The 19,696-nt window shown below is 60.4% G+C and carries 17 protein-coding genes and 4 pseudogenes; all 21 read right to left on the bottom strand.

Annotation, left to right across the window (positions count from 1 at the left end):
• Positions 1–84: 84 nt before the first annotated feature.
• A complete protein-coding gene (locus E4Q23_RS24865) occupies positions 85–207 on the bottom strand; it encodes a hypothetical protein (protein ID WP_336511683.1) in 123 nt (40 codons plus the stop codon).
• Positions 182–1,186 carry an N-acetylneuraminate synthase family protein gene (locus tag E4Q23_RS12805; protein WP_336511682.1) on the bottom strand — a complete coding sequence of 335 codons (1,005 nt, stop codon included), beginning with the start codon at positions 1,184–1,186 and terminating at the stop codon, positions 182–184. The genes E4Q23_RS24865 and E4Q23_RS12805 overlap by 26 nt, the downstream gene beginning before the upstream one ends.
• An 84-nt stretch (positions 1,187–1,270) precedes the next feature.
• Positions 1,271–1,594, bottom strand: a complete 324-nt coding sequence (locus E4Q23_RS12800; RefSeq protein ID WP_169066987.1) for a hypothetical protein — start codon at positions 1,592–1,594, stop codon at positions 1,271–1,273.
• Positions 1,595–1,716: 122 nt separating this feature from the next.
• A complete protein-coding gene (locus E4Q23_RS12795) occupies positions 1,717–3,540 on the bottom strand; it encodes a thiamine pyrophosphate-binding protein (protein ID WP_169066986.1) in 1,824 nt (607 codons plus the stop codon).
• On the bottom strand, positions 3,537–4,718 hold the full coding sequence (locus E4Q23_RS12790; RefSeq protein ID WP_169066985.1) for an ATP-binding protein: 1,182 nt from the start codon (positions 4,716–4,718) through the stop codon (positions 3,537–3,539). The genes E4Q23_RS12795 and E4Q23_RS12790 overlap by 4 nt, the downstream gene beginning before the upstream one ends.
• Positions 4,719–4,830: 112 nt before the next feature.
• Positions 4,831–5,817, bottom strand: a complete 987-nt coding sequence (locus E4Q23_RS12785) for a glycosyltransferase family 2 protein (protein WP_169066984.1) — start codon at positions 5,815–5,817, stop codon at positions 4,831–4,833.
• Between the two features lie 11 nt (positions 5,818–5,828).
• Complete coding sequence (locus E4Q23_RS24600) at positions 5,829–6,290, bottom strand: glycoside hydrolase family 99-like domain-containing protein (RefSeq protein WP_169067002.1); 462 nt, start codon at positions 6,288–6,290, stop codon at positions 5,829–5,831.
• Positions 6,184–7,110 carry a glycoside hydrolase family 99-like domain-containing protein gene (locus tag E4Q23_RS12775; RefSeq protein WP_169066983.1) on the bottom strand — a complete coding sequence of 309 codons (927 nt, stop codon included), beginning with the start codon at positions 7,108–7,110 and terminating at the stop codon, positions 6,184–6,186. The genes E4Q23_RS24600 and E4Q23_RS12775 overlap by 107 nt, the downstream gene beginning before the upstream one ends.
• Before the next feature lie 28 nt (positions 7,111–7,138).
• The gene (locus E4Q23_RS12770; protein ID WP_211203744.1) at positions 7,139–7,876 is read right to left on the bottom strand and encodes a class I SAM-dependent methyltransferase; all 738 of its coding nucleotides are present in this window, start codon (positions 7,874–7,876) and stop codon (positions 7,139–7,141) included.
• Positions 7,877–8,006: 130 nt separating this feature from the next.
• The gene (locus tag E4Q23_RS12765; RefSeq protein ID WP_169066981.1) at positions 8,007–9,833 is read right to left on the bottom strand and encodes a methyltransferase; all 1,827 of its coding nucleotides are present in this window, start codon (positions 9,831–9,833) and stop codon (positions 8,007–8,009) included.
• Positions 9,834–10,072: 239 nt separating this feature from the next.
• Entirely contained in the window at positions 10,073–11,374 is a 1,302-nt protein-coding gene (locus E4Q23_RS12760) for an ABC transporter ATP-binding protein (RefSeq protein WP_169066980.1), read from the bottom strand.
• Positions 11,364–12,191 carry an ABC transporter permease gene (locus tag E4Q23_RS12755; RefSeq protein WP_169066979.1) on the bottom strand — a complete coding sequence of 276 codons (828 nt, stop codon included), beginning with the start codon at positions 12,189–12,191 and terminating at the stop codon, positions 11,364–11,366. The genes E4Q23_RS12760 and E4Q23_RS12755 overlap by 11 nt, the downstream gene beginning before the upstream one ends.
• A 127-nt stretch (positions 12,192–12,318) precedes the next feature.
• Entirely contained in the window at positions 12,319–13,464 is a 1,146-nt protein-coding gene (locus E4Q23_RS12750; protein WP_169066978.1) for an NAD-dependent epimerase/dehydratase family protein, read from the bottom strand.
• Entirely contained in the window at positions 13,389–14,702 is a 1,314-nt protein-coding gene (gene rfbH / locus E4Q23_RS12745) for a lipopolysaccharide biosynthesis protein RfbH (protein ID WP_169066977.1), read from the bottom strand. The genes E4Q23_RS12750 and rfbH overlap by 76 nt, the downstream gene beginning before the upstream one ends.
• Positions 14,699–15,790 (bottom strand): CDP-glucose 4,6-dehydratase, encoded by a 1,092-nt coding sequence (gene rfbG / locus E4Q23_RS12740; RefSeq protein WP_169066976.1) that lies wholly within the window; start codon positions 15,788–15,790, stop codon positions 14,699–14,701. Before rfbG ends, rfbH begins: the two co-directional genes overlap by 4 nt.
• Positions 15,787–16,557, bottom strand: a complete 771-nt coding sequence (gene rfbF, locus E4Q23_RS12735; protein ID WP_169066975.1) for a glucose-1-phosphate cytidylyltransferase — start codon at positions 16,555–16,557, stop codon at positions 15,787–15,789. The genes rfbG and rfbF overlap by 4 nt, the downstream gene beginning before the upstream one ends.
• A gap of 261 nt (positions 16,558–16,818) precedes the next feature.
• Positions 16,819–17,610, bottom strand: a pseudogene (locus tag E4Q23_RS12730) (Rpn family recombination-promoting nuclease/putative transposase); the annotation flags it as partial.
• 25 nt (positions 17,611–17,635) lie between these two features.
• Positions 17,636–17,782 (bottom strand): annotated as a pseudogene (locus tag E4Q23_RS25230) (Rpn family recombination-promoting nuclease/putative transposase); the annotation flags it as partial.
• A gap of 61 nt (positions 17,783–17,843) precedes the next feature.
• A complete protein-coding gene (locus E4Q23_RS24860; RefSeq protein ID WP_336511681.1) occupies positions 17,844–18,848 on the bottom strand; it encodes a C-terminal helicase domain-containing protein in 1,005 nt (334 codons plus the stop codon).
• Positions 18,849–18,998: 150 nt separating this feature from the next.
• Positions 18,999–19,241 (bottom strand): annotated as a pseudogene (locus E4Q23_RS24855) (SNF2-related protein); the annotation flags it as partial.
• 94 nt (positions 19,242–19,335) lie between these two features.
• Positions 19,336–19,599 (bottom strand): annotated as a pseudogene (locus E4Q23_RS24850) (SNF2-related protein); the annotation flags it as partial.
• Positions 19,600–19,696: the final 97 nt, after the last annotated feature.

The raw sequence follows: 19,696 nt of genomic DNA, 5'->3' as shown, positions 1-19,696 counted from the left end.
TCGGATGTGTCATGACGAAAGCGTGCGAGAGTGCGGCGTGCCGTCGAGTGCGGGGAAGATTGCGCAAAACATGAAGCTATCCGATCACAGGCCGCGTTGATAAATGAGTGCCTTGAGTTGCTCGTTCTCGGCGTAAGGGCTGTCGATCATGTCGATCATGATCGGGCCGTCAGCGGCGACGTCACAGAGCAGCAACTCGCCGCGCATCAGCTCGCGGCAGGAAATCTGGCCTTTCTGCAGCGGGATGGCCAGGTAGATGTCCTCGTCGCAAAGCGCGTGCCCCTTGCCGAGCGCGTGGCGGGCGTAGACGCCGCGGACCAGCGCATCGAGGTACTGATTTTCCCGGCTCGGCGAGATGCGCTTCTGGGTGCCCGGTGCGCCGCACATTTCTGCAGCCTTTTTTGTGCGCCTTGAACCACTGGTCAATCTGATGTGGCAGGCTGCAATACTCCGCGACCGGCAGGCCGTCAGCGGCGATGTCGATGTGTCGTTCAAACGTGCGCGCGCCTTTGGCGTAGGCGATGGCGATCGATGTCTGCCAGTCGCGCTGTTCGTGCGTCGAGAAACCGATGACATTGTGCGGATAGCGTCGGCGCAGGAAATCGATCTGGTTGAGCTCGATTTCGTGGTCTTCGGACGGGTAGAGCGAGACGCAGTGGTTGATCGCCAGCGGAATGCCGCGGCGATTGAAGAACTTGACCAGGTCGTCGATATCCTTCAGCGACGAGCCACCGGTGGAGACGATGACCGGCTTTTTGGTGGTCGCAATCTTCTCGATCAGGATCCAGTCGTTGATGTCCGAACTGGCGATCTTGACGAGCTCGACGCCAAGCTCGACGCAAAGCTCCACCGAGACTTCATCGAACGGCGTCGCCATGGGGATGCAGCCTGCTTGTCGGATGGCGTTGATCAGCGTCGCGTATTCGAGCTTTGAGAGCCGGGTGTCAAGGGTACGCTTGATGTAGCGGATGTCTGCGCGCTCACGAAAGTCGCGATGAATGAAAGCATCGACGTCGCGAAACTGCAGCTTGATCGCCGCCTTGACGTTGTTGAAGCGCACGATCCGCGAGAAGTCCCGGATGATCCGCAGTCCGCGCTCCAGGCGTCCCTGGTGATTGTTCGCCAGTTCGAGGACGAACAGATGTTCAAAAATCTCGGCGCCGGGCGACGTTTGCGAATGGCTCATGGGCTTGGCGGTGTGGTGGTCTAGCCACCGGGGTGGCACAGGTGGTTATGGGTGTCCGAGTGCTGATCTTGAGTCACGTGAATTCTATACGGATTGAACGCGCAGCGTCGCGCCTGGCCGTCCGAGCGCCTGCTTTCCGGACGGATCATCGACGAGATGTCGTCCGACATCGTCTCCCTCGCCGAGCGGATCATCGTTCGTGATCGCTTTCCGGGCGAGCGCAAAGATCTGCCCGGTACTGTTGATGCCTGAAGCGTCGATGACGAAGCCGCAGTTGCGCAGCAGGGCTTGGACCGACTCGGTGGTGAAGTAGTTGAGATGCTCGCGCATGGCGACGAAGCCTAGCGGCGGGAGCCGCCCGAGCTTGATGCGGCTGGCCGTGCACAGCACATCGGCGGCAATCAGCAACGGCCGATTGCGCAGCAGCAGACGCAGGCAGGCAGCGCGCAGTTTTCTGGAACCAGGCGCTGGCCGCCAAGCCTCTGCCGGAACTTCGACGTACAGCAGACTGCCAACAGTAGTCGACGATTTCAGGCAGGCGGGTCGGCATCGTTCGGCGGCCACAGGTTGCGCGCGAGTTCCTCTCTGTCGAGGAAGGGGTACATGTCCTCCAATGGCGCCGAGACGATGCGGCCGTCGTCGAGCTGGCGCGAACTCGTGCGGGGTTCGAATGACTGCTTCTCGTCAAGCATCACCTGACACAGCTGCGGACCAGGGGCGTCGAGAATGTCCTGAAGGCGTTCGGCGAAGTCGGCAGCATCGAGGCGCGACGCCGGAATGCCGAAGGCCTTGGCAATGGCGACGAAATCGGGCAGCGCTACGCCGGACTCGGGACCGGCGCCAGCCAGGCGGCCGAAGAAGTTGCTTTGCGAGCTGCGGATCGACAGGTAGCCGCAGTTGTCGAGCACGAAGATCTTCAGTGGCAGCCGGTGCTGGGCAGCGGTCTGCAACTCCTGAATGTTCATCATGATGCTGCCGTCTCCGGCCAGGCAAACGACGCGCCGCTGCTGATTACGGCCAGCGAGCGCACCGAAATACGCACCAATCGCAGCAGGCAGGTCGTAGCCCATCGACGCACTGCCCGAGTTCGAAAACATGCGCATGCCGCGCTTGATCGCTGCCGCCTGAAAGGGAACGATGGTCGCCGTGGCGTTGCCGCAGGCGACGATGTCGTCGCTTGCTAGTTGCTCGAAGAGTGTTTCGATGAAGTGGTAGGGGTTGATCGTAGCGCCGGCCGTTACGCGCTGTTCGGGGCGCACGTTCGGATAGTCGAGCAGGCGCTGTTTGCACCACGCCAGCCAGGCCTGGTGAGTCGCGGTTGGACGCCAGTCGTCCAAGGTCTTCGCGAACGCCGTGAGAAAGTGTTTGAGATCGGCAACAATTGGCAGATCGGGCTTCACGGTGGGCTTGTTCAGCTCGGCCTGGTCGATATCGACCTGAATCTTGAATGCCTGCGGCGCGAAGGCCTGCCAGTTGTAACTGACCTGCCGGACGTTGAGCCGACTCCCGAGAATCAGCAATAGATCCGCGTTCTGGACGGTGAAGTTGCCGGCGCGCGTACCTATCGTTCCGGGCCGACCACAGAACAGCGGGTCGTCCGAAGCGATCAAGTCGTGCGTCCAGGCGGTGGTGACCGGAATTCCGAGGCGCCGAATTACGGCATCGAACTCGGCAGTGGCGTGGGCCGCGCGCACACCACTGCCGGCGAGAATCACCGGTCGGTTGGCGCTGCGCAGGCGCTCGACAATGCGCTCGATGTCCGGGATGGATGTCGTGTCGCCGGTTGCGCACGCAGGCTCGAAGCGGCGAAGTTGCCGTGGGTCGACGGTCGCGCTTTGCACGTCGATGGGGATGTCCAGCCACACCGGCCCCGGCCGGCCAGAAGTCGTCAGGAGCAGCGCCTGATCGAGATGCCAGGCGATGTCCTCGGGTCGTTCCACGAGCGCCGCATACTTGGTAATGCCGCGGACCATGGGAACGATCCCGCACTCCTGGTCGCCCAGTTGCCGCAGCCCGGCAAGCGGCGTTGTCGCCAGGCAGGTGGCCCGTTTGACCTGGCCAGAAATGACGATCATCGGCACCGAATCGGTCCAGGCGCCGAAAACGCCGTTCAGGGCATTGATACCGCCCGGCCCGGTGGTGACGTTCAGGATCGGCGGCTGCCCGGCGATGCGGGCGTAGGCCTCGGCAGCCATGGCTGCGGCCTGCTCGTGATGGAAGAACACAGGCGCGATGTCGGGGTGATGACATAGGGCGTCGTTGAGGAACATCGCACCGCCGCCGGTGACCAGGAAGACGTGGCGATGGCCATGTTCGGCGAATCGGTTGGCGAGGTAACTTGCGACGGTGATCATTGCGAAGGCTGCGGCGGCGAGCCGTCCGCGAGCGCGAGGTCACGCCAGCCGATGACTCGTACCCCGCTGCGCTCATAGGAATCGCTACCGCCATAAATGAGCCATGGTGGTAGCGCTTCGCTGCCGGCAAAGCGTCCCGAAGCCTGGCCGGCGTGCAGGTAATCGCGGGTGAGCGTCTGCCCGGACTTGATCTCTACTGGCTGAATGTGCGTACCGACTTCAAAAACCAGGTCGGCTTCGAGCCCGTTGTTGTCGCGCCAGAAGTACAGGTCGGCAGGCAGGCCAAGGTTGAAGCGGCCCTTGACGAACTCGCCAACGACCCAGGTTTCGAACAAGGCGCCACGACTCGGATGCAGGGCCAGCACTTCTGGCGAGCGAATGCCGAGTAGCCAGCAGGCAAGGCCGCTGTCAAGGAAATACACCTTGGGCATCTTGACGAGCCTCTTCCCGAAGTTGCGGTGGTAGGGAGGCAGCAGGAAGATCAGGTCGCTCGATTCGAGGACCGACAGCCAGGCACGTGCCGTGCTGTGCGAAATCCCGGCCTCGCCCGCCAGCGCACTCAGATTCAGCAATTGCCCACTGCGGCCCGCGCACAAACGCAGGAAGCGCTGAAACGTGCCCATGTCCTGCACGTTGAGTACCTGGCGCACGTCGCGCTCTATGTAAGTGGCGACGTAATTGGAGAACCAGTCAGTTGCCATGCTCGGTTGAGTGTGGAGAAGGGGGTAGCCGCCCAGCAGCAGCATCGCGTCCACGCTCAGCTGGCGCGAAGTGGCCGCCATTTCCGCAAATGCGAGCGGCAGTAGCCGTGTCAGTCCAACGCGACCGGCCAGGGACTGGGTCACGCCCGCGAGAAGCCCGAACTGTTGCGACCCGGTGAGCACGAAGCGGCCCGGCGTGCGCTCGGCATCGACCATCCCCTGCAGGTGGGAAAACAGATCCGGCCAGCGCTGCGCCTCGTCAAACACTGCGCCCTTTGCGAAGCGGGCAAGAAAGCCGCGCGGGTCGTCCATGGCAAAAGCGCGCTCGATCGGATCTTCCAGCGATACATAAGCCTTGTTGGCGAAAACTGCGCGCGCCAGCGTCGTCTTGCCCGATTGCCGTGGCCCGGTGATGGCGATGACGGGGAAGCTTTGGCAAAGGCGGTGCAGGGTTGCGGCGAGCGTGCGAGGGATCATGCTGTGTTTATACAGAATGAAGATCTGATCGTCAATTTGTATGATTTCGGCGTGCTGCTCATGGGTGTCAAGAACAAGAGAATCAGTCTGGGCCTGTCTGTCGGGTGGATTGTCAGTCGTCGGAGGGCGCGAACTCCCCGCGTGAGCCAAACCGCACGGCACGGCGGATGAGCGTCAGGCGGCGTTTCGTGGTGCCAATGTCGGTGGAGCGAAACAGCGCAAGGTAGGCGATGCCCAGCCAGAATCCGACAGCGTTGAGCCAGTAGAGAGGGCGGTTGGTGATTCGCGAGCGATAAAAGATGAAAGCGTTGCGCAGGTCGAGATAGATGCGCTCTTCTTCGGTGTGCGGTGAGAAGGTCGGATGCACCCGCTCGTTAGGGGCGTGCCACGAGGTCTCTATGTCGTCAATCACCGCATCGGCGCAGAGATGAATCGTCATGCCGCGGTGTACCAGGCGGTCGGTGAAGTCGAAGTCGTCGTAATAACAGAAGTAACGCGGATCGGGCCGTTCGGACAGTTGCAGGGCTTCGCGACGGAGGAACAGGCCGCCATAGGCAGCTACGTCAATTCGCGGGCAGGCATTCTCCGGCACACGGTCGACATCGCACCCCGCTTCGCCCGCACCAAGCTGCCGTCGTAGCAAGTGCCGTTCGTTGGCGAAATGGAACCAGCCGTAGCTGTTTGGCCGACCGACAGGTACCACGCCTTCGCGGACGACGACACGTTGCCAAGGCTGCGACGGTCGGAAGGCCTGCAGCGCCAACAGGGATCCGCCGCCAAGTTTGGCGTGCGCCTGGAACAGCCGGTCCACGCAGGTCGGCTCGGGTAGGTTATCGTCATCGAGCAGCAGGAAATGGGTCGCGTCGAGCAGTAGCGCTGCCTCTATGCCGGCAAGGTAGCCGCCGGCGCTGCCGAGGTTAATGGGCAGGAGCACGGGCACGACCGTCGATCGGAGGCTGATATGTTCTGGTGCATGATTGCCGTTGAAGACCACGACAATGGATGTGACCCGCGCATCTTCCAGGCGTTGGATCACCTGATTGAGAAGAGTGTAGCGCTGACCGTAAGTGACTATCACGGCACAAAGGCGTGGCGACATCGCTTGCCTGCCTATCGGCGCAGGAGGCGTCGGATAGCCCGCCTGGCGCGTGGCATCCGGTCAAGCAGTAGATGCACGCTCCGTTTGTAGCGGTACAGGTGGTGCTTGACCAGGATCGCCAGGTCCAGAAGGAAGGACGGGTGTTTGCTGGCATTGTCATCAGGCATGGTCACGTCAAGGAAACTCGTCAGACGCGACTGGCCGGAAATCGCACGTCGAGTGGCATCGAGAAATCCCAGGGCATGCTTTCTGTCCGGTTCCAGGTGGCAGCCTTCTGCCCACTCGTTCCAAGCGTTGATAAACACTAGGCGCTTCTCTCCCGGAAAATCGCCGGTCGTGCGGCGGATTGCCTCGCTCAACCAGTACTCATAGTTCTTGGGTGTGCCGTTCAGGACGATCAGCGCGCGATTTTCGGTACGGGCCGTGTTGTCCCACGAGGGAAAAACACAGCGAAAAAACGTTGGCGGATTGATAGTTCTTGTTCAGATAGGCATCGGCAATCTCGTGGAAGAGGAATGTGTGCCCCTGGAATGGCTTGTAGAAAGCCACTCCATCATCGTGGCTTCCGACGGTGAGGTTGTGGGGCGGGAATTCTACGCCGCTATCGAATCCAAACTGCGCATAATCTGTGTTGCCATGTGTCAGCGCAGCACAAAGATGGATTTCTCCGATGCCGATGGCGTGGCAATAGTCACGCCAGATGCGCACGGTTGTTTTGGCATCTCGCAGATGCTGAGGTCGGTAGACGATCAGGATCGGGGCTCCGTCGATTCGTAGGTAGCGTGAATCCATTAGAAAGGGGCTCAGATCCCGGATGAAATTCAGGTCGTCCTCAGGCAAGTAGCGTTGCGCGATGAGAATCTCGTGTTCGGCTGCATCCCAGCGCCGTGTCCAGTTTTCATTTGCCCAGCAAAGGCAGAACGGCATGTGACTGTCTGAATCCGCGAGCATTTCATCTACCGGACGATTCAACAGTCGCTTTCCTGAAAACCAATAGTAGTGGTAACAAAAACCCCCAATGCCATATTTGCGTGCCAGCGCTATCTGCTGGTGCCGCGTTTCCTTCAGGCGCAAATCATAGTAGCCCAGGTCGGACGGTAGGTGCGGCTGGTAATGGCCGGCAAAAAGGGCAGTTGCCTTGGTGACGTTGGTCCACTCGGTGAAGCCCTTGCCCCACCATGCATCGTTTTCCGGGATCGGGTGAAACTGTGGCAGGAAGAAAGCAATTACCCGGATACTGTGCGCCGTGTCGCTACGCTCCGCGGAAATACCGCCTTGGTCAGAGATGTGCATAATAGAAAATATGGCGACCGGTGCTTGTCTATGACGAAGGTTTGTTGATTGCAGTCAAACGCGTAAGGTCCAGACCTGAGTCGATACCATCTGCTGCGACGACCTTGACCACTACCTGATAGATATTGCCATAGGGATTACGCGCAAGAATGGTTCGCAGATCATCGTCAGAAAGCATGTTCCACTGTGCGGCAAGTTCGGTCCGCTCTGGAGTACGAATAACGAAGCGCGCCTCGACGATCTTGAGATTGGCATCTTGGAACAAGCGCTGAATATTCTTAATCCCAAAGAAACGGATGTGGGTGCGGTCGAGCAGACCAAAGTCACGATACTCGAAATCCGCATTGAGTAGGCACGCGACAATCGCGTTGTGGCCCACGTGGGGCAGCGAGACGATCAGTTCTCCATCCCGCGCCAACAGGCTTCTTGCCGCGGCAAGGGCCTGCCACGGATCAACGAGATGTTCCAGAACGTCAGCGATGACAATTGACTCGAATGGTCCGTCGTCAGATAGTGCGTCACGCCAGTCCGCCGTGTTTAGATCAATCTTGATGATACGTTTGCAGAATTCTCCGAGTTTTTCGATCGCGCTATCGTCCAGTTCTATCGCCGTCACCTCGCACTGATTCTGCCGGCTGAGCAAGCGAGTAATGGATCCCGGCCCTGCGCCGATTTCCAGGACTTTGCGTCCTGTGCCGACCATCCGCACAACATTGGCGGCCGCTGTGTCGCTGCTCATTTCCACCGCGTACTCGTAGCGGTGCACAGACCCGTTTCTCAGAAACATCCGCAGTTGGAAAGCTAGGGCATGAATTTTTGTGAATAGTCTATTCATAGTCTTTTTTTCAAGATATGTTTTTCGGGGCTCTGAGAATAGCAACGCTGGCATCTTCCATTCAGTGCCTCATGAACACGCGGGCGAGAAAGCGCAATGGTTTTGTAATGTGCCAGGACATCGAGTTTTCGATGCAAGATAAGGCTTTTTTGTATGATCTGTTTTCTGCCAACAGATCTTCGATCTCAGAGATTCTTTCGACTGCTGGCAAGCGAGGTACGCAATTTTCCAGTGCCGTTAGGAAGGTCGGTTTAGGCGCTCGGCCATCATGGCAGGCGTCCTGGAAGATGTTTTCCAGAACCGATATCTCTTCGTACAAGGAAGCCGATACTGTGGTGCCCATCAACGCGAGTAGTTCGGAAATTACTGCGCTGCAGGTCCTTTGGCCGAAGTCATGAGGGAACTTGCATTGATATAGAGTGTTGACCAGACCTCGCAATATGACCCAGGCCATAGGGATTGGCTCACGTAACTGCCACTCCTTATCAATCATTATCAACTCGCCGGTTTCGGCGGAAATCAGGTTTGCAGGAATGCAGTCAATAAAAGACCCGGGCACCTGCTGATTTGCGAGTCCGAACGTGGTCGGGGGCGGGCCCTGGAAAAGAAGGCCTAGCCATTGACGACCGAGCTCGGCCATTTCGACAAGCTTGCTTTCCCGTGCCAGTCGTTGGAGTTTGTGGAGTAGCAGGTCTCCTGCAATGTACGCTTCGTCAGGCGACGGTTGATGCAGCAAGGTGAACGGGCCGATCCGAACCTCTTCTTCCTCGTCCGCTTTCCTAGGGGAGAGCTTGCTAACGCGCAGGCCCGAGGGTTCTAGGCGGATGGTCGTCTCAGTTACCCAGGTGGGTCTCCTAGACATCGAATATATTTTTGCCAGCCAAGGCGTTGTCAGTTGTGGGGGCGCAGACGAACTTTCGGCTTCGGCAATAACGAGAAAGGAATTCGCAAGATCGCCGAGCAGACCATTGCGTGCAAGGGGGCGCCACGCAAGGTGTTCATCAAAGATGCGCAAGCGGCGGCCAGAGTAGTCCCGGTCTTGGCTCCGGGCAAGCAGGTTATGCAGGGCAAGGTCCGGAACGGCGCTGGCATCTTCTGCAATCAGGATCTCCGGAAGCTTGTAATCCGGAAACGGCAGCAGGAACCGCGTCGCAGAAAATCCTGCTTTGTTCAGCAGGCGCTGCAGTTCCGCGCGCCCGAAGGTGACAGGCGTGGCGGCACCGTACTGATCCTGAAGACCGAAAAATAGCTCGCCGACGTGGTCCTCGGTGCAGCCGTTGAAGTATTTAAGCCCAAGCTGATTTTCGATGGCCAGCAGGAGGGTTCCACCAGGGGCCAGGAATCGACGCGCGATGTCAAGACATTGCAGGGCGGGATTCTCACCGCCGATGAAAATAGGGGCGTATTCCAGGACACCAATCAGGGTGACGATGTCGAACTGCATGCACGGCTTGAACAATTGGATGCTGTCCGCCACGATGTGTACGTTCGGAAGATCTCGGCAGCGCGCTGCGGTGATGCTTGCACGTACAAGGCTGCCCTCGACAGCGGTGACCGTGGCGCCGGATTCTCCCAGGTAGCGGGTGAGGGCTCCGCACCCACAACCCAATTCCAGGACGTGTTTGTCCTTGTCGATACAAAAAGGGCGCAGCAGGTTTGCCCTGGTCGCGCTGAAGTGATACTCTGTCGGCCAATCGCAAATATGCCGTGCGAGTTCCTTGGAGCCAACGCTAAGGTCCGAACAGGAGCGAACAATATCGAGAATTGCCGACTCCGCTGCGAGGCCGTCGGAGTAGGGTATACCGGCGAAGTCTTTGCGGCGCCACGTGCCGTGATCCGGGTCTTTGAAATACGGGGCTTCTATCATCGAGTTATGCAGGACCTGCACGGTGATTCACTGCGTTCTACGTAGATCACATTAGTGACGCTCCTTAAACCGCAGAATTCGACGACATGGATGTCGTTGGTAATAGTTATCTGGCGCAAAAGATTGCTAGAAGGTCGTGTCATATGATATTCCTTTGGTTGGTTATCAACTGAGCCTCATCGAGAGTGGTTAATGATTATAATATCGCCGCGGTGCACGAATCGAGCATCGCGGCCAGCTGGTTTTACAGGCTTGGCATATTAATGAGCGATGTAGGAAAAGCTGGGATTCATATCAACCATCCCCTGTAAAGCAGGCGGGTAAGCAACTTCGATCAGGATGGAGTCATAGCGCCGGTCTAGCGGCACAAGACCTTCGCATGAAGCATCTACTACACCTACCGACAGCAGATAGGCTCCTGCGCAGAGAGGGAGCGAAAGCCCAAAGCAGATTCGCACTTCTGTTCCCGGAGATTGAGATCTGACAGGAACCGAATTTTTTTGCCCAATTTCCGTCGAATTCGTACCGAACAGAGCGATCCCGTCCTTGGTCTTTAAGGTAATGCCGTATATCGGGTATAGCACCTCACGGAAGAATCTGATGACGAGTTCGACTCGCATTTGCTTGAGTCTTGGTTCTTGGCTGGCGGCATCCTCAGAAGTGAGCGTGATACTGAAGTCGACAATGCGGGCGTCGTGTGTTCCCCAACGGTGTTCCGTAGGGCAGTAGCCTGGCCGGTGGCAAAAAGCTTCGGCCGCGCCAAGGTCGTAGCGATAGCAGCTGGCCACGTCGGAAGGGTCTGGTTGGCGTGATCGTGAATCGGCTACTTCGAAAAGGCGGGGCAGGTATTCTCGTATTGTCTTGTCAGTGTCGCCACGGCAGATGAGCGCGCCGTCGTCCAGGAGTATTGCCGAATCGCATAGCCGGGAAATTTGCTCTGTTGAATGCGACACAAACAGTATGGCTACTCCGCCTTCCTTGAGCATGCCGATCTTTCTGAAACACTTCGCCTGGAACGCGGCATCCCCGACAGCTAGCGCTTCGTCAAGTATCAGAATGTCCGGTTCCACAGCGATGCCCACAGCGAAGGCCAAGCGCAAGAACATCCCGCTGGAATAGGTGTGGACCGGCTGATCGATGTACTCACCAATGTCGGCAAACGCAGCGATGTCGTCGAAACGAGCGATAATCTCCGCACGATCCAGCCCGACCACGGACCCCTGAAGGAAAATGTTTTCGCGCCCGGTGTACTCCGGATGAAATCCAGAGCCCAACTCTAGCAGCGCAGATACACGCCCCTTTACGCTCACGGTTCCGGTTGTCGGCTGGCGTATGCCGCATATGATCTGGAGAAGGGTGCTCTTGCCAGACCCATTGCGGCCGAGAATGCCTACCGTCTCACCTTTGTGGACGTCAAAACTGACGTCGCGGAGCGCATGAAACTCCTTGTGACGACCAATGCAGCTGCCGGTGAAGCGCGATAGAAGGCGCTGCAGCGGGTGGTTGTAGACCCGGTAGCTCTTGCTCACTCCGCGCACGGCTATTACCGGCTCAGATGACATCGGCGAATTCCTCACGGCAGCGCATGAAGAAGGCGTAACCGGAAATTAGCGTAATGCCGCCGAGCAGTAGCATTGCCCACCATGGTCCCCAAGCAGGTGGCTTTCCCTGCAACAACGTCAAGCGGAGATCATCAATCGTGAGCGCCAGTGGATTGACGGTATTGAGAACGCGCAATACACCTGGCGCAGCGGTTGCCGGATAGAACACCGGTAGCATGAACATCAGGAACTGCGCCAGCACCGGCATGCCATGCGCCAGATCGCGGACGTAGGCGCCAGCAGCAGCGAGGAACCAGGCAACGCCAAGCGTGAAGAGCCAGACCGGTAGCATCACGAGCGGGGTCAGCAGCATCGTGACGCTACCGTTACCGACGAGCAGGGCGGCCAAGGTGAGCAACAGCAAGTGCGTGGTTCCGTGGATCAAGGCTGCCAGCACGGCGACCAGCGGCAGGATTTCCACCGGGAAGATGACTTTCTTTATGAAATTCTGGTTGGCACTCAGAAGGCGCGGGCTGCTGGTAATCACTTCAGCGAAGGGCGTGAACACTGTCAGCCCACAGTAGATGAACAGCGCCATCTCGACACCGCTGCGAGTGGATTCGGTGTTACCCCAGCGACCGCCGAAGACGCCACCGAAGACCAGCGTGAATGCGAGCAGCAGCAGTAGCGGGTAGAGGAAGGACCAGCCGACGCCGAGTAGTGAACCGCGGTACTTTACCAGCACTTCACGCCTGACCAGTTGGCCAACCAAGTAGCGATGTGTAGCGAGGTGGGCGAGCGAGCGGAAGCGATTCGTGGCTATGGAGAGGCTGGGCATGTGATGGGTGGTTAAGCGTAACGACCTGCGTTACCGTTGGGCAGGAGGAATTGCAGGTATCGGTCGGGCTTCAGCTGCCGTCGGCGTTTGTCCTAGCTCCGGCCAGATAGATGTTATCGACGGCTTGTCATTCTCGCATACTGCCGCGGTTCCTTACGGCGGGCTCGGACCTACGGGAAAAATTCAAGCTACGGTGGAGGGCTCCAGCGCGGTCGGTCCACACGTCGAGGCCGAGTTCGGCGCGGGCGCGGGAGATGTCTGGCACGTAGCGTGCTGGTGGCGTGCCGTCTGGCTGGTGCAGTATTTCGACGCTGAGACCACCGGCCGTATCGGCGACCTCGAAGGCAACTGTAGCAATGTCGATGGCCTGGTCGGAGCCGACGTTGTAGGGCCGGAGCTTGGCTGCGTCGAGCAGAATCTTGAGTAGCCACACGACAAGATCTCCGGCGTAGAGATAGCTGCGCAGAGTTGTCCCATCGCCGCGGACAACGATGGGCCCCCCGGCGAGCGCGTCGCGGATGAAGTTGCCAGCAGCGAAATGCGCGTCGAGTGGAAGGAACGGTCCGACGAACGAGAAGCCGCGCGCGATTTTTACTGGCAGACCGGACGTCGCGGCGAGGAATTCGGCAGCACGCTTCCCCTCGCCGTAGGCTGAATCCGTGCTGAGCTGGTCTGGCGCGCCGCAATAATTCTCAGCCACATGGGCGAGGTCTGGCGGCTGGCGCCCATAGACCGCACCGGAACTGGTCAACAGCAGCGCGTGAGTACCCGCATCGTCTGCAAATTCGAGTATCCGACGTGTTCCCGCCACGATAATGTCGAACATTTCTCGAGGGTGCGCCCGGTTGAGCCGTTCACTGGCGGCGGTGGCTGCGTGGATCACCAGTGGAAAGGAGCCGGGGGGCCACGCGAAGTCGCGCACGTCGCCCCGCCACCAGCTGAGCGCCGGATGTCTTGCCAGCGCTGGTGCGCGCGCGGAGAAGGCTTCGGGGCTGCGGCTGAGGACGGTAATATGCAGGTGTAGGTGTAGGCGATCGTTGGCGCGGGTCAGGGCTTCGAGTAGCCAGCGACCAAAGAAGCCGGTGCCACCTGTGACGAATAGCCGTTCGCCGGCCAGTCGCAGGAACAGACTCTCGGCACGGTCGATGATGGCGTCGAGGTCGGCAGCAAGAGGATGGTCGTTGGTCGTCGCGGCGGCTATGGCTCGATTCCCAAAAATTCGCCAATCTTGTCGGTAACATAATCGAGCGTCTCCTCGCTCAGCCCCGGCCAAAGCCCGATCCAGAAAGTATCATTCATCACTCGGTCAGTATTGTCCAGTGACCCGGCAACGCGGAAATTTCGCCCGCTCATGTACGGCTGGCGCGTCACGTTACCAGCAAAGAGCAGGCGCGTCCCGATGCGCTGTTCGTCCAGGTACCTGAGCAGGTCGACGCGGTCGCAGGCAGCTTCCGGCTTGAGTGTTAGTGGAAAACCGAACCACGAGGGATCGCTGCCCGGCGTTGCTTCCGGCAGGAGCAAAAAATCGGCAAGGGGCGCCAGACGCTGCGTCAGCCAGGCGAAGTTCCTTTTTCGCGCGGCAATGAAATCGGGTAGGCGGTCGAGTTGCGCCAGCGCGCAGGCCGCCTGTACGTCGGTTATTTTCAGGTTGTAGCCGAGCTGCGAGTAGGTGTACTTGTGGTCATAGCCGAACGGGAGGTCACCGTGCTGCTGCGCGAAGCGCTCGCCGCAGGTATTGTCGCAGCCTGTTGCGCAATAACAGTCGCGACCCCAGTCGCGCAGTGATTCAAGGATCCGCTTCAGCTGCGGGTCGCGCGTGAACACGGCGCCGCCTTCGCCCATGGTGATGTGGTGGGCGGGGTAGAAGCTGAGCGTGCCGATATCGCCGAAAGTGCCAACGGAGCGGCCCTGATAGCGTGAGCCGAGCGCGTCGCAGCAGTCTTCGATCAGCCACAGGTCGTGCTTCCTGGCGATGCGACAGACTTCAGCGAGGTCAAAGGGGTTGCCCAGCGTGTGCGCGAGCATGATCGCTCGCGTGCGGCTGGAGATCGCTTTCTCAATCTGGGCCACGTCGATGTTGTAGGTCGGCAGGGTGACGTCGACGAAAACCGGCACACAGCCATTCTGGAGGATTGGATTGATGGTGGTCGGAAAGCCGGCGGCAACCGTGATTACTTCGTCACCGATCTTGATGGCGCGCTCGCCAAGGCTCGGCGAGCAGAGCGCACTGAATGCCAGCAGGTTCGCCGAGGAGCCCGAGTTGGTCGTCAGCACGTGCTCGACAGCAAGGAACTGCCCCAGCCGCTGCTCGAACCCGGTGTTGAAGCGGCCGCTGGTCAGCCAGCCGTCGAGCACGGCGTCGACCATGTTTCGAAGCTCGCCGGCGCCAATCACCTTGCCGGCCGCCGGTACGGCGCTGGCACCCGCCCGGAATGTGGTGCTGCGCTGCGTCTCGCGGGCGTGACGCTCGACGAGATCGAGGATCTGTTCTCTCAGCGGGTCGGCGTTCATGCCATACCTGCGCTGGAAGTGGCTCGGCAGTAGCTGTCGATCTGTTGTCTGGAAACGGCGGCCATATCTTCGCCGCGCAAATGCGCGCGGTGCCAGGCTACGGTCATCCGCAGGGCGGAACCGAGCGACCAGCGCGGCTGCCAGCGCAGCATCGAGATTGCTTTCGAAGCATCGAGTCGAAGCTGCTGCGCTTCATGCGGATGCGGCTTGTGGTCGCGCTTCCAGGTAGTACCGTCACCCCAGAGGCTAACCAGCGCATCGAGTAGCTGTTCGACACTGGGCGCGTTTTCGTTGGCCGGGCCGAAGTTCCATGCGTCGGCGAAGCTTGCGCCCTGTTGGACCAGTTGCTCGGCGAGCATCAGGTAGCCGGCCAGGGGTTCGAGAACGTGCTGCCACGGGCGAATCGCCGCGGGATGGCGTACCTGCAGCGGCTGCTTGTCGACAAAAGCGCGAATGGCATCGGGAATCAAACGGTTCGCCGACCAGTCACCACCACCGATGGCGTTGCCGGCACGGGCGGTGGCGATCGCCGTGCCGTGCCTGGCGTGATCGACAGGGTTGAAGAAGGAGGAACGATAGGCGGCCGCGACCAGCTCGGCACAGCCCTTGCTGCTGCTATAGGGATCGGCGCCGCCAAGTGAATCGCTCTCGCGGTAGGCCTGTCCCGACTCTCGGTTCTCATAGCATTTGTCGCTGGTGACGACGACGACGGCGCGCACGCCCTGGCTCTGGCGCACGGCCTCGAGAACATGGACGGTGCCCATCACATTGGTGCTGTAGGTCTCAACGGGGTGGGAATACGCGGGCAGTATCTCGGCCTGCGCCGCGAGATGGAAGACGATTTCTGGACGGTGCCTGGAAAAGGCTGTGCGCAGCTGGTCCGGGTCCCTGATGTCGGCGAGAATCGACGCCATCTTCTGGCCGACGGTGGCGATCTCGAACAGGTTCGGCTGAGTGGCCGGCGGTAGCGCATAGCCAGTGACTTCCGCACCCATCGTCTGCAGCCACAGGCACAGCCAGCCACCCTTGAAGCCGGTATGTCCGGTGACCAGGACGCGCCTGTCTTTCCAGAACGCGGGCTCAATCACCAGTTTTTCCAAGGGGCCGTGCCGGAGGCCCAGAGATTTTCAAGGTGGTCCTTGTCGCGCAGGGTGTCCATGCCCTGCCAGAAGCCGTCGTGTCGCCACGCGGCAAGTTGGCCGGTCTGAGCCAAACGTTCGACCGGAGCCGCTTCCCAAATGCAGGCATCGCCGTCGATCAGGTCGAATACGCTCGGGTTGAGAACGAAGAAGCCGCCGTTTATCCAGCCGCCGTCGCCGCGCGGCTTCTCGCAAAAGGCGACGACACGCTCATCCGCCAGCTCAAGGGCACCAAAACGCCCAGGCGGGGTGACCGCGGTGACCGTGGCGCTCACCTGACGCTGGCGATGGAAGGCAATCGCTGCACTGACGTCGATGTTCCCGACGCCATCGCCGTAGGTGAAACAGAATGCTTCGTCCTTGTCGAGATGCGCACGCACACGGCGCAACCGTCCGCCGGTTTGCGTTGCCTCTCCGGTGTCGATCAGCGTTACTCGCCATGGCTCTGTGTGACGCTCGTGCACTTGCATCTGGTTGCTCGCCATGTCGAAGGTCACGTCCGAAGTATGCAGGAAGTAGTTGGCGAAGTACTCCTTGATCATGTAGCCCTTGTAGCCCAGGCAAATCACGAAGTCGTTGATGCCATGGCCGGCATAGATCTTCATGATGTGCCAGAGGATCGGCTTGCCGCCGATTTCAAGCATCGGTTTTGGTCTTATGATCGTCTCTTCGGCTAGGCGCGTGCCCGTTCCGCCGGCAAGGATGACGGCTTTCATGCGCCGTCGTCGTTTTTTGGGAAGGGCCTCAGAAGCGCCACAAGGTCCGCGTGGCGGCCTGCGTCGTGCGCAACCGGACTGGTTGCTGACGTTGTCGATGAACGCGGGCAGCGCGCGTCCTGCGGCGAGGATTGGCGTCGACGGACAGGGGCGCCGGCTGTCCGGTAAGGTGCGGTCAAGGTCGAGAATCATGGTGGCAACTCTTCTGTTCATCTTGTCTGCCGCTGAGTCCGCATGCGGACGCCACGTGCCCGAGGCTAATCAGTTCGCTGTTGGGGCGAACACGGAGGCCATATCCGGCGCGGTAAGGGCTGCATCGAACCAGGCTTCGACCTGTGCGAGGTCGGCCGCTGCTATTCTCTCGCCAATGGCCATCGGGATCGTGCCAAAGCGCTGGGAAAGGAGGCGTTGCAGAGCGCGAGCCTCGCCTTCGAGTTTGCCAATCTGCAGGCCTTCGGCTACCGCCTTGGCTTTCCATTGATCAATATTCGTTTCCAGCATTTCGGTTCCTTTCAGCATGTCATCGAGTTCCGGCAGTGGCAGCCCGGGCATTTTCCGACTGAGACGGTACTGCATCCACTGCATCACCGCGCGGTCTATGGTCTGCTTGAATGGCGATTGGGCGACGGCCTGGCCAAGATAGCGGATTGCCCGTTTCGCATCTTCCGTGTCGTGAGTGTGCTCCATCCGGAATATCGCCGCCATTACTCGTTGCAAGCCTTCGAGGTACTCGGCACTGAAGCGCCCCTCATCGAGCAACCAGAATTTCAGTTTTGGCTGAAATTCAGTCAGCACCGCCGGGTGCGGCTGGATCAGGTCGAAGATCTCGGGGCTGTGCTTCCAGCGCGCGTCGCCGTTGTAGATCACGATCGGCAGGACCGGCGGCAGGCCGTCTGCCGGATCGACGGTCTTGCTGCGCACCAGATGGTCGTAGAGCGCCGCCACGTACTGCATCATCCGCACCGGCATGCCCTTGTCGATCGAGGCCTGAAATTCGAGCAGCAGGTAGAGGTAGATGCGTTGGCCTTTTAGTTCGATCGACCAGACCACGTCGTCCTCGCGCTTTTTTCATCGCCGGCGTGATGAAGCTGCCGGTTTCCGGACGCAGCGTGCCGTAGTCCAGCAGTTCGCTTAGGCCGGGAGGGGCAAACACCTCGAGCAGCTCGCGCACAAGGTCGGCGTGCGAGAACAGGTATTTGTAGCCCGCGTCGTGAAGGTGAACCATGGCGCCGATTGTAGTTCTTCGACAGGGGGTGAGCAAAGCGAACGGACAGCGGCCGGTGCTCCTATTTGGGCTTGGCAAACAGCGCCAGCAGTCCTTCGGCGAGGCTGTTCACGGTCTGCGGGTCCGGTACCGGCAGTCTGAGATAGCGCTGGCCGGTCGCCGGGTCGGTGTGCACCAGGGTTGATTGACGCTCGCCTTGCGACGCTGCGGCCAGTTCGCCGAGCAACTGGGCGCCGGCTGCCAGCAGCGGTGCCCAGGGATCGGCGCCGTCCGGTGCTGCCGTTTCGCCGGTGGCTGGAGCTGCTTGCGCAGTGGTGTCGGGCGAGGTGCCGGGTTCCTCATCACCCACCCCGGTGTCTGGCTGTGTCGCGGCGGCGCTCATCGCCTCGGTCGCGCGCTCGTCGGCATCGGCGTCTGCCGCCTCGCCGGTAGCGTCCAGCGGCGGCGTGTCCAGGCCGGCGTCTTCGCTGGCGGCCTGGCCTTCGACGGCGCTGGTGGCTTTTTCGACCGCTTCCATGAATTTCGACAGCCGCGTCCCTTGCAGGACGACTTCGCTTTCGCCGCCGTCGAGCACGCCGGCAAACAGTGACTGCTTGAAGGCCAGTACCGAGAGCATGCCTTCCTCGATCGTGCCGCGGGCGACGAAGTTGATGACCTGCACGCCGCGCGTCTGGCCGAGGCGATGCACGCGGCCGATGCGTTGTTCGAGCACCGCCGGATTCCACGGCAGATCCATGTTCACGATCACCGCCGCGGCGTGTTGCAGGTTGAGGCCGACGCCGCCGGCGTCGGTACTGAGAAAGACGCGGCAGTCGGGGTCGTTGTTGAAGCGGTCGATCAGCGCGCCGCGCTTGTCGCTGGGGACGCCGCCGTGGAACAGCACGTGTTGCCAACCGCGCTCGCTGAGGCGGCGGACGATCAACTCGTGTGTGCGCAGCCACTGGCTGAAGACGACGACCTTGGCTTGCGCGTCGTCGAGGATGTCGTCGAGCAACGCGGCCAGCTCGTCGGCCTTGTAGCCATGGTCTGTTTCGTGGTCGATCAGGAAAGTGCTGTTACACGACATGCGCATGTTCTGCAGCGCGCAGCGCATGCGCAGCTGATCTTTCTCGGAGAGAAAGCCTGTGTGGCGCCAGCGGTGCACGATGCGCGCCACCTGCGCACGGTTTTCCTCGTGATGGTCGGCCTGCTGCGGGGTCATCGGTACGAACAGGGTGTTGTCCACGCGCTCGGGCAGTTGTTCGAGCACTGCCGCCTTGCGCCGCCGCAACATGATCGGTGCCAGGGTCTCGCCAATCTGCTGCAGCTTGCGGTAGCCGATGACGCGGCCGCGCTCGTCGCGCTCCTGGTGTTCGTCGAGCAGGCGCCAGGTCGGGCCGAGGCGATGCTGATCGACGAACTGGACGATCGAGATCAGCTCTTCGAGGCGGTTTTCCAGCGGCGTGCCGGTGAGTACCAGGGCGTAGGGGCTGTCGACGCGCTTCAGCGCGCGCGCGGCGATGGTGTTCCAGTTTTTTGATGCGCTGCGCTTCGTCGACGATCACCAGGTCCGGTGCCCAGGCCTGGATCAGGTCGAGGTCGCGGCCCAGGGTTTCGTAGTTGGTGATCTTGCAGAAATCGTCTTGCGCGTAGCGCTCCTGGCGGACCGCACGCAGACCGCCGATGACCGTCGCCTGACGTTCGCTGAAGCGCGCGATCTCGCGTTCCCACTGATGCTTGAGCGAAGTAGGGCAGACCACCAGTACGCGTTCGGCGGCGAAGTGGCGAGCGAAAATTTCCATCGCCGCGATCGCCTGTACGGTTTTGCCGAGGCCCATTTCGTCGCCAATCAGGGCGCGCCCGGCGCGCGCGGCGAATAGCGCGCCTTCGCGCTGGTAGGGATACATGCCAACCTTGAGCAGCTGCTGCAGCGCG

The organism is Candidatus Accumulibacter phosphatis, from assembly GCF_012939955.1.
In the GTDB taxonomy this organism is placed as follows: Bacteria; Pseudomonadota; Gammaproteobacteria; order Burkholderiales; family Rhodocyclaceae; genus Accumulibacter; species Accumulibacter delftensis.
This window is presented reverse-complemented; position numbering and strand designations above follow the sequence as displayed.